The following is a 9295-nucleotide window of genomic DNA, read 5'->3' as shown; positions in this document are numbered from 1 at the left end:
GGGTGGGCGCACGTCCGTGGCGCGCGCCCCTGGGTGCGCCCCGTACGGCCGGGCATCGGGGGTGCCCGGCCTATACGCTGAGGTGATGGATCGGTACGCGGCGCTGTTGGGCTGACCGCTGGCTGAGGGAGAGCGCACAACGATGGCCGGACGACGTCGCAAGAACACCGGGGCTTCGGCGGGGGAGGGCGCGGCAGAGGCGGTGCTGCCCGCGGACCTGGAGCTCCAGGACCTCTACGGGGCGTTCGCCGCGCACGGGCTGGACGACGAGGACCTGGACGACGCGGCCGTCCTGGTCCCGCCGGTGAAGCTGCCCGCCGAGCGGGAGCTGGCCGAGCAGGCGAAGGCCGTACCGATGTTCGGGTACGCGCTGGCGCTGGCCCGCTGGGCCGCCCCGCACCGGGAAGTGGACGAGTTCGGCGACCTGGTCGAGGCGGACCGGGCACCCGCGGCCCGGCTGCTGGGCCTGGCCCCGGCCGAGGGCGAGGTGCCCGAGGAGGCCGAGGTCGAGGCACTGCGGGCCTGGTCGCTGGCCTGCGACCTGGACCTGGTGGAGCTCGGCACGACCGCGGACGGCGAGCACGTCGCCGTCCCGGGCCCGGACCTGGAACCCGCCGAGCAGGGCGACCCGGAGACCGTCCTGGAGCTGTGGCTGACCGCCGCCGGGATCGTCCGGGAGCTGGCCGTCGAGGCGGACTCCGTCCCGGAGGGGGCCGAGGGATCGGCGGAACCGGCCGGGGACGGCGCGGACGAGGAGGAGGACGAGGACGGGCTCTCCGAGGTCGAGGAGGCCCGCGACGAGGCCGCCGAGCTGCTGGACGAGGCCCTGCAGGTGCTCTACGAGACCACCGCCTTCGCCGAGCCGGGCAACGAGACCGTGCCGCTGGGCGTGCTGGCCGCGCTGCTGGTCGTCCCGGAGGGCGAGGAGCCCAGCGAGGAGCTGCTCGGCGACATCACGGACGTGATGGTCGCGCTGGACCCGATGCTGGGCGACCTCGCCGAGCTCGGCCTGCTGGACTACCGCCCGATCGACCCCGAGCTGTTCGACGAGGAGGACGGCGAGGAGTCCGCCGCGGTCGGCGAGGAGCCGCTGGACGAGGAGGAGTCGGCCCGCTTCGGGCTGGTCCGGCTCACCCCGCTCGGCCAGTACGGCATCCGCCAGTGGTTGCTGGAGGACGGCTACGACGCCCCGCTGGTCGGCGACCTGGCCCGGGGGAACGCGGCCGAGCTGCTGCGCGGGGTGTGCGAGTCCGCCAACGTGCTGCCGGAGGAGGAGCTGCGGGTGTGGACCGCCGACCGGGAGCCGGTGGCGGCGGCGCGCGAGCTGCTCGCGGCGGCGCGCGGCACCGACGGCTACGGCCCGCTGCGCCGGATGCTCTGCGTCTCGGCGCTCAACCTGCTCGGGCCGGACGCGGAGCCGGCCGTCCGGGAGGCCATGGACGACCCGGAGCTGGGTGGCGCGGCGCGGGCCTGGCTGGCCGCGCAGGGCGCGACGGACGTGCCGGTGCCGGACCGGGCGATGGCGCTGTGGACGGTGGTCGACACCTTCGCCGCCCAGCTGCTGGACAACGGCGGGGACGCCGAACTGCTCCGCGAACTGATCACCGACCTGCCGGTGAACGGCGATCCGGCCGGGTGGTTCGGCGAGCTGTGGCGGGTCGACCACCCGTACACGGCGGACGTCCTGGAGGCGATCGGGGAGCTGCACCCGGACCGGGCGGTGGCCAAGGAGGCGCGCAAGGCCGCCTTCAAGGCGCGCTCCAGGAGCTGAGCCTCCCGGCCTTCACGGAGTGCGCCGAACCGGGCCCGGGTCACGGAAGGTCCAGCGAGCCGTCCTCGGTGAAGGGGAAGAACGGGTTGTGGGCCAGCTCCCAGAGGTGGCCGTCCGGGTCCTCGAAGTAGCCGGAGTAGCCGCCCCAGTCGGTCGGGACCGGCGGCTTGACCACCACGGCGCCGGCCTCCACCGCCGTCCGCAGCGCGGTGTCCACCAGGGCGGGGGACTCCAGGTTCACCGCGAGGGTGACGCCGCGGAAGGAGGGCTCGCCGGCGGCGGGCACGCCCGCGTCGGCGGCCAGTTCCTCGGTGGGGAAGAGCCCGAGCGCCGAGTCGGCGGTGCGGAACCAGACGATCTCCGGGCTGGAGGCGGCGGAGCGCTTCCAGCCGAGCGACTCGTAGAAGCGGGCGCTGCGGTCGAGGTCGGTCACCCCGAGGGTGACGATGCTGATCCGGGCGGGGAAGGCGCCCTGCCGGGTCCGGTCCTGGGCGGCGCCGTCGTGCGCCGCCCCGTTCTGTGCTGCCTCGTTCTGTGCTGTCATGCCGCCAGGTTAGGGAGGGCCGCTGACAACCGGGCGTCCTGACACGGCCACCACCCCCGTCCGGAGGCGGAGCTGATGACCCGGCAGCTGCGGGCACGTAAGGTGGCGTCAGTGGTGCGGGTGCGAGGAATCGGGGGTGCGGCACAGGATGATGCGGGAGAACGGCGGCAGGCACCAGAAGCGGAACACCGGGCCCTCGGGGTCCGTCCCGGCTCCGGACCGGCCGGTCCGGGAGGACCGTTTCGCCGGTCGGCCCGCGGAGCGCGGCGCGGACCGGACCGCGGAGCAGCCCGCCGACCGGCCGTCGGGCCGGGCGGCCGAACCGCCCGTGGACCGGACCGCCGGCCGGCCCGTCGACCCGTTCGCCGATCAGGAGGCTTTCTCCCGCCGGACCCTGGCGGCGGCCGACTTCCCGGTGTACGGCGTGGTCGCCGGTCGAACGATGGCCGGAGACGTGCGGACCGGTGAACCGGCGGCCGGTGACGTGCGGACCGGTGACGCGGCGGCCGATGACGCGGTGGACGGTGAGGCGCTGGCCGCCTTCGAGACCTCCGGCGGCGAGCTGCGCTGGGTCGAGGTCCAGTGCGGTGACTGGCGCTCGGCGGCCGGCCCGTACGTCACCGTGCGCACCTACCGGCCGGGCGCCGACCGGGGCGAGCGGCTGCCCGAGCTGGAGGACCTGGTCGAGGACGAACGGGACCGCGTCTACGAGCAGTTGGGCATCGACGAGGGCGACGGGCCGGGCCGGGTACGGGCGTTGCGCGCGTGGATCACGGTCGACGGCGAGCCCTGCGCGGTGGAGGTGCACGAGGACCGGCCGGTGCCGGAGCCCGGCGCCCCGGCGGCGCCCGGGCCGGAGGCGGTGTGGGCCGGGCGACTGCGGGTCGGCGGGCTGACCGTGACGGTCTGCGGGCGCGGGGTGGCCCCCGGCGCGGTGGAGCTCGGCTCGATCGGCGACTTCGAGCGCTGCCTGCGCGGACGCACCGGACTGCTGCGCGACCTGGCCGCCCGGCGGGCCCGCCACGTGCCGGTCGAGGAACGCGAACTGCCGCCCGCCGTCGGGATGGAGGCGCACCGGGCGCTGATCGCGCAGACCGTCGCCGAGTCCGCCGCGATCGAGGCGCAGGTGCGGGTCGGGCGCACGCCGCGGCTGCCGCGCGGGCTGCGCGGGGACGTCGGCGCGGTGCGCTGGGAGACGGCGGTGCGCCAGCAGATGCGGCTGGCCACCGAGACCCGGGAGGAGGCCGCGGCGGCGGTGACCTCGATGGTGAACCACCTCAACCGGCTGTCCCAGCAGACGCACTGGCTGGTCGGTACGGCGGAGGGCGAGGCGGCCGTCGAGGAGGTGGTCCGGTACACGGTGTTCGCGAGCGAGGTGGCGAGCCTGCCGGCGCAGCGGGCCTGGGCGCAGCTGTGGCGGGAGCGGCCGGGCGGCGGCGGGGCGGGCGTGTGGGAGGAGCAGCGGCTGTCCGAGCAGCTGTGGCTGGCGGCCTGGGAGCAGTGGCGGGCGGCGCGGCACTGACGGGCTGTCGGCCCGAGCGGCGTCCGACGGAGCGCCCCTCCGACGGGGACCGGCGTAAAGCCGAGGTCATGTGAAGGTCATCGGTCGGCAAATGGCCGCCTGGGCGTGAGGTGGACGTCATGCCGGGTTCACCCGTCCGGCGGAGCCTGCTGGGCGTCGGCATCCCGCACCGACGCCCCCGCTCATCCTCAGGAGTTGCTGCCATGTCGCTGTCCCGCCGGGACTTCGTCAACCGTTCCACCCTCGTCGGGGCCGGCGTGCTGATCGCCGGCAGCGCCGAGGCGCTGGCCAGCGCCCCGGGCGCGATCGCCGCCCCGGTCGGCGGCGAGGCCCCGGTCGCCGCGGCCGCCGGGACCAACTCGGCCGCCGGCACCGCCGTCGGCTACGGCCCGCTGGTCCAGGACCCGGGCGGCCTGCTGTCCCTGCCGAAGGGCTTCTCGTACAAGGTCCTCAACCGGGCCGGCGTCACCAAGCTGCGCACCGGCGAGTTCACCCCGAGCAACCACGACGGCACCTCCGCCTTCGAGGACGAGCGCGGCGGCAACTACATGGTCGTCAACCACGAGCTGGCCGGCGCCCGCGCCAACTGGCCGCACCCGGTGCCGCTGACCGAGGGCCACGTCTACGACCCGGGCGCGGCCGGCGGCTGCACCATCGTGCACGCCAAGCGGGACGGCTCGGTCGAGCAGTGGGTCGGCATCGCGGGCACCGCCACCAACTGCGCCGGCGGCGTGACCCCGTGGGGCACCTGGCTGTCCGGCGAGGAGACCGAGGACAAGGCCGGCAAGAACGGCTTCACCAAGGACCACGGCTACATCTTCGAGGTCGACCCGTTCGACGACGACTACAACCGCGACCCGCAGCCGGTCAAGGCCTTCGGCCGCTACGCCCACGAGGCCGTCGTGGTGGACCCCAAGCGCGGCCAGGTCTACCTGACCGAGGACGCCTCGAACCCGAACGGCCTGCTGTTCCGCTGGACCCCGCCGGCCGGCTTCCAGCACGGCCGCTACAAGCTGCGCCGGCTGGCCGCCGACGCCGGTGTGCTGGAGGCCTTCAAGGTCTTCGACGCGCAGGGCAAGTTCATCGACGACCTCTCCCGCGCCACCGCGGTCGGCACCACCTACGGCGTGGACTGGGTCAAGGTCGCGGACCGCGACGCCAGGACCGTCTCGGTGCGCAAGCAGTTCAAGGACGGCGAGGTCACCCGCGCCCGGAAGCTGGAGGGCATGTGGTGGGGTGACGGCGGCTTCTACTTCGTCTCCAGCTTCGCCCGCTCGGAGAGCCCGCTCCAGCACGACGGCCAGGTCTGGTTCTACAACCCGGCCCGCCGCACCATCACCCTGAAGGTCCTGCTGGGCGTCAACACCGACGTCTGGGGCGACCACGACAACTTCGACGGCCCGGACAACATCACCGTGTCGCCGTACGGCGGCATCGTGATCTGCGAGGACGGCGAGGGCGTCTCGCACCTGTTCGGCGCCACCGAGGAGGGCCTGGTCTTCCCGATCGCCCGCAACGAGCTGAACATCGGCACCGCCGAGAAGCCCGAGTTCAGCGAGTTCACCGGGGTGACCTTCTCGGACGACGGCAAGACCCTCTTCGCCAACATCCAGACCCCGGGCATCCAGCTGGCCATCAGCGGCCCGTGGCGCCGGCTGAACGAGCACAAGCGCGGCCAGGGCTACGGCGAGTGACCCTCCGAGTGTGAAGGGCTGCCCGCGGACCACTCGTCCGCGGGCAGTCGCAGTTGCAGCATGGCCAGCAGGCGCTGCTGCGGCTGGGCGAGGTCGATGCCGGTCAGCTGCTCGGCCCGGCGGACCCGGTAGCGCAGGGTGTTGGGGTGGATGTGCAGGGCGTCCGCGGCCACCCGGACCTCGCCGAGCGCGTCCAGCCAGGCCAGCACCGACTCGGCGAGCCGGGTGCCGTGCCGGCGGTCGTACGCGGTGAGCGCGGTCAGCCGCGGGTCGCGCAGGCCGGAGCGTTCCTGGAGCAGCGCCAGCATCTCGCTGACCAGCACCTCCGCCTGGACGTCGATCAGCGCCGCGACGTCGAGGTCCACCCCGCCGCGGCCCATCGCGTCCAGGATCCGGTCCGCCTGCGCGCGGGAGTCGGGCACCTGGGCCAGGCCGTCGACGGTCGAGCCGATCGCGGCGCGCAGCGGGACGCCCAGGTGCTCGCGGGCGGCCGTCACCACCTCGGAGGCCCAGTCGCGCACGGTGGTCATCGGCAGGCCGGGCGGCAGCTCGGGCAGCAGCACGTACACCCGGGACTCGATCGGGGCGAGCAGCGCGGTGCGGTGCCGGGCCGCGGTGTGCACCGAGATCAGGCCGGTGACGTCGGAGCGGTGCAGCGCGTCCGTGGTGCGCGCGCTGTAGGCCAGCACGGTGGCCGGGCGGCGCAGGTCCAGGCCGAGGTGGGTGGCGAGCGACTGGGGGCCGGTGGAGCCCTCCAGCAGGCCGGTGAGCAGGGTCTGGGTGAGCCGGACGTCGGCGGACAGCTCCCGGCGGCGGCGCACCAGCTGGGCGGCCGCGACCCGGGCGGCGCCGACCAGGGACTGCTCGGCCAGCGGGGCCAGCGGCTGGGCGCCCTCCTGCACCCAGATGGTGCCGAGCGGCTGCGCCCCGGCCCGGATGCCGACCGCCAGGCGGCGGCGCAGGCCCAGCTCGGGGTGCGGCTCGACCGCGATCGGGGCGTCCGAGCTGCGCAGGTGCTGGAAGATCCCCCACTCGCGGAGCTTGGAGAGGTACGGCTCCGGGCCCTGCCAGCCGAGGATGGACAGCCGGCGCAGGTCGTCGACCTCGTCGGAGTCGGAGGACCGGGAGTAGGCCAGCACCCGGCTGGAGGTGTCCTCGATCGAGACGATGCCGTTGGTGAGCACGGCGACGGTCTGGGCGAGGGAGAAGAGGTCGCCGGCGTTGGGTTCGGGGGAGCCGGGGGTGTCCGGGGCGTCCGGGCCGGCGATGATCGCCCGGGCGAGCGAGTCGAGGTGCTCCCAGCGGGTCTCGCGGCGCACCGAGAGCAGGGCGACGCCCGCGTCGGTGGCGGCCTCGCGCAGCGCGTCGGCCTGGCCGGGGCCGTCCAGCTTGACCGCGACGGCGGCGGCCCCGGCCCGGCCGGCCGCGCGCAGGGCGGGCAGGGCGGCGCGGCCGCGGGCGCCGATCGCGAGGACGAGTTCGCCGGGGGCGGCGGTCGGCGGGTCCTCCGGGTCGAGGATGGCGACGTCGCGCACCGCGACGTCCAGGCCCTGCGGGGCGGCCTGCAGTTCGACCAGCGGTTCGCCGAGGGACATCAGGAGTTGACGGAGCGGCAGGCCGGAGGTGGTCACGCCGGTCCTCCTTCATCCGCCCGGACAACGTTTCGCGGTCGATTTTAGCCGGGCGGACAGAGTTCGGGGCTGTCGTCGGGCGGAAGGCCGTCCGTGACCCCGCCGGCGCACCGGGTGCGCCGTCCGCGCACCGTTCGGCGGCCGAGCGCCGGAGTGCGAGCCGGTGGCCGGGGCCAGGAGCGTGAGCCGGTGGTGCACGGAGGTGTGAACCATGGGGTGGGAGGGGACGATTCGTGACCGCGGCGTGACCAGGTTCGTCGGGCCGGACAACGCCGTACGGGGGAATTTAGCCGCGCGGCCAATCAAGTGGCCCGGTGGCCAGGAATAGCGTTCGTGCTGTGGTCGGCGTGCAACCCGCGCCGGCAGTCCCCCCGCACTGAACGAAGGAGAGCGTGCGCTCTATGGACGCTGTGACCCAGGTCCCCGCGCCGGTGAACGAGCCGGTCCACAGCTACGCCCCCGGGAGCCCGGAACGGGCTCGCCTGGAGGCCAAGCTGAAGGAGCTGGGCGGCCAGGAGCCGGTCCAGCTGACCATGACGATCAACGGTGAGCGCCGGATGGGCGGCGGCACCGAGATCCACGTCGTCCAGCCGCACAACCACGCGGCTCGGCTCGGCACCCTGCGCAACGCCACCCAGGCCGACGCGCAGGACGCCATCGACACTGCCCTGGCCGCTGCCCCGGCCTGGCAGGCGCTCTCCTTCGACTCGCGCGCCGCGATCTTCCTCAGGGCCGCCGACCTGCTGGCCGGCCCCTGGCGCGAGACCCTGGCCGCCGCCACCATGCTCGGCCAGTCCAAGACCGCCCAGCAGGCCGAGATCGACACCCCCTGCGAGCTGGTCGACTTCCTGCGCTTCAACGTGCACTTCGCCCGCCAGATCCTGGCCGAGCAGCCGATCTCCTCGGAAGGCGTGTGGAACCGCAGCGACCACCGCCCGCTGGAGGGCTTCGTCTACGCGATCACCCCGTTCAACTTCACCGCGATCGCCGGCAACCTGCCGACCGCGCCCGCGCTGATGGGCAACGTGGTGCTGTGGAAGCCCTCCCCGACCCAGCAGTTCTCCGCGCACCTGCTGATGCAGCTGCTGGAGGAGGCCGGCCTGCCCAAGGGCGTCATCAACATGGTCACCGGCGACGGCCTGGCCGTCTCCGAGGTCGCGCTCAAGCACCCGGCGCTGGCCGGCATCCACTTCACCGGCTCCACCGCCACCTTCCAGCACCTGTGGCGCGAGGTCGGCAACAACATCGCCGGCTACCGCACCTACCCGCGGATCGTCGGCGAGACCGGCGGCAAGGACTTCCTGGTCGCCCACCCGTCCGCCGACCCGAAGGTCCTGAAGACCGCGATGACCCGCGGCGCCTTCGAGTTCCAGGGCCAGAAGTGCTCGGCGCTGTCGCGGGCCTACGTCCCGGCGTCGATCTGGGCCGGCCTCAAGGACGAGTTCGCCGCCGAGGTCGAGGGCCTCACCATGGGCGACGTCAGCGACCTGAGCAACTTCATGTCGGCCGTCATCGACGACCGCTCCTTCGCCAAGAACAAGGCAGCCATCGACCGCGCCCAGGCCGACCCGCAGGTCGAGGTCCTCGCCGGCGGCACCTACGACGACTCGGTGGGCTACTTCGTGCGCCCGACCGTCCTGGTCTGCCAGGACCCGGCGAGCGAGTACTTCAAGGACGAGTACTTCGGCCCGATCCTGGCCGTGCACGTCTACGAGGACGAGAAGTACGAGGAGATGCTGGCCCAGATGGAGTCGGTGTCCCCCTACGGCCTGACCGGCTCGATCATCTCCCAGGACCGCGCCGCGGCCCAGGACGCGATGCACAAGCTGCGCTTCGCGGCCGGCAACTTCTACATCAACGACAAGCCGACCGGCGCCGTCGTCGGCCAGCAGCCCTTCGGTGGCGGCCGGGCCTCGGGCACCAACGACAAGGCGGGCGCCAAGCAGAACCTGGCGCGCTGGACCTCCACCCGCTCGGTCAAGGAGACCTTCGTCCCGCCGACGGACTACCGCTACCCGCACATGGGCTGACCAGCCCCGTGCCGCTGATCGTACGGCTCGTCCAGTAGCCACCGGTCACCCGCGACGCCCGGTCCCGCAGCCGGGCGCCGCCCGCCGGGGCGGCGGGGCCCAC

The 9295-nt window shown here is 74.1% G+C and carries 6 protein-coding genes; 4 read left to right on the top strand and 2 right to left on the bottom strand.

All coding sequences use genetic code 11. From position 1 onward, the window contains the following. The first annotated feature begins 142 nt into the window (after positions 1 to 142). Positions 143 to 1771 (top strand): hypothetical protein, encoded by a 1629-nt coding sequence (locus ACIQOV_RS13445; RefSeq protein ID WP_401048262.1) that lies wholly within the window; start codon positions 143 to 145, stop codon positions 1769 to 1771. Positions 1772 to 1811: 40 nt separating this feature from the next. Here ACIQOV_RS13445 and ACIQOV_RS13440 read toward each other — a convergent pair whose 3' ends face one another. Beyond that, positions 1812 to 2315, bottom strand: a complete 504-nt coding sequence (locus ACIQOV_RS13440) for a VOC family protein (protein ID WP_401048259.1) — start codon at positions 2313 to 2315, stop codon at positions 1812 to 1814. Between the two features lie 136 nt (positions 2316 to 2451). Between ACIQOV_RS13440 and ACIQOV_RS13435 the strand changes: the two genes are divergently transcribed. Beyond that, the gene (locus ACIQOV_RS13435; RefSeq protein ID WP_401048257.1) at positions 2452 to 3837 is read left to right on the top strand and encodes a hypothetical protein; all 1386 of its coding nucleotides are present in this window, start codon (positions 2452 to 2454) and stop codon (positions 3835 to 3837) included. 203 nt (positions 3838 to 4040) lie between these two features. Further along, positions 4041 to 5531, top strand: a complete 1491-nt coding sequence (locus ACIQOV_RS13430) for an alkaline phosphatase PhoX (protein ID WP_401048254.1) — start codon at positions 4041 to 4043, stop codon at positions 5529 to 5531. Here the strand turns inward: ACIQOV_RS13430 and ACIQOV_RS13425 are convergent. Further along, positions 5519 to 7162, bottom strand: a complete 1644-nt coding sequence (locus tag ACIQOV_RS13425) for a PucR family transcriptional regulator (protein WP_401048252.1) — start codon at positions 7160 to 7162, stop codon at positions 5519 to 5521. The genes ACIQOV_RS13430 and ACIQOV_RS13425 overlap by 13 nt on opposite strands. Before the next feature lie 401 nt (positions 7163 to 7563). Here ACIQOV_RS13425 and pruA point away from each other — a divergent pair, with 401 nt between their 5' ends. Then, positions 7564 to 9192, top strand: coding sequence for an L-glutamate gamma-semialdehyde dehydrogenase (gene pruA, locus ACIQOV_RS13420; protein ID WP_401048251.1), 1629 nt, complete (start codon positions 7564 to 7566; stop codon positions 9190 to 9192). Positions 9193 to 9295 lie beyond the last annotated feature (103 nt).

Source organism: Kitasatospora sp. NPDC091257 (assembly GCF_044757675.1).
Lineage (GTDB): Bacteria > Actinomycetota > Actinomycetes > Streptomycetales > Streptomycetaceae > Kitasatospora > Kitasatospora lactacystinica.
Note: the sequence above shows the minus strand (reverse complement) of the source record. Positions and strands in the feature narration are given on the sequence as shown.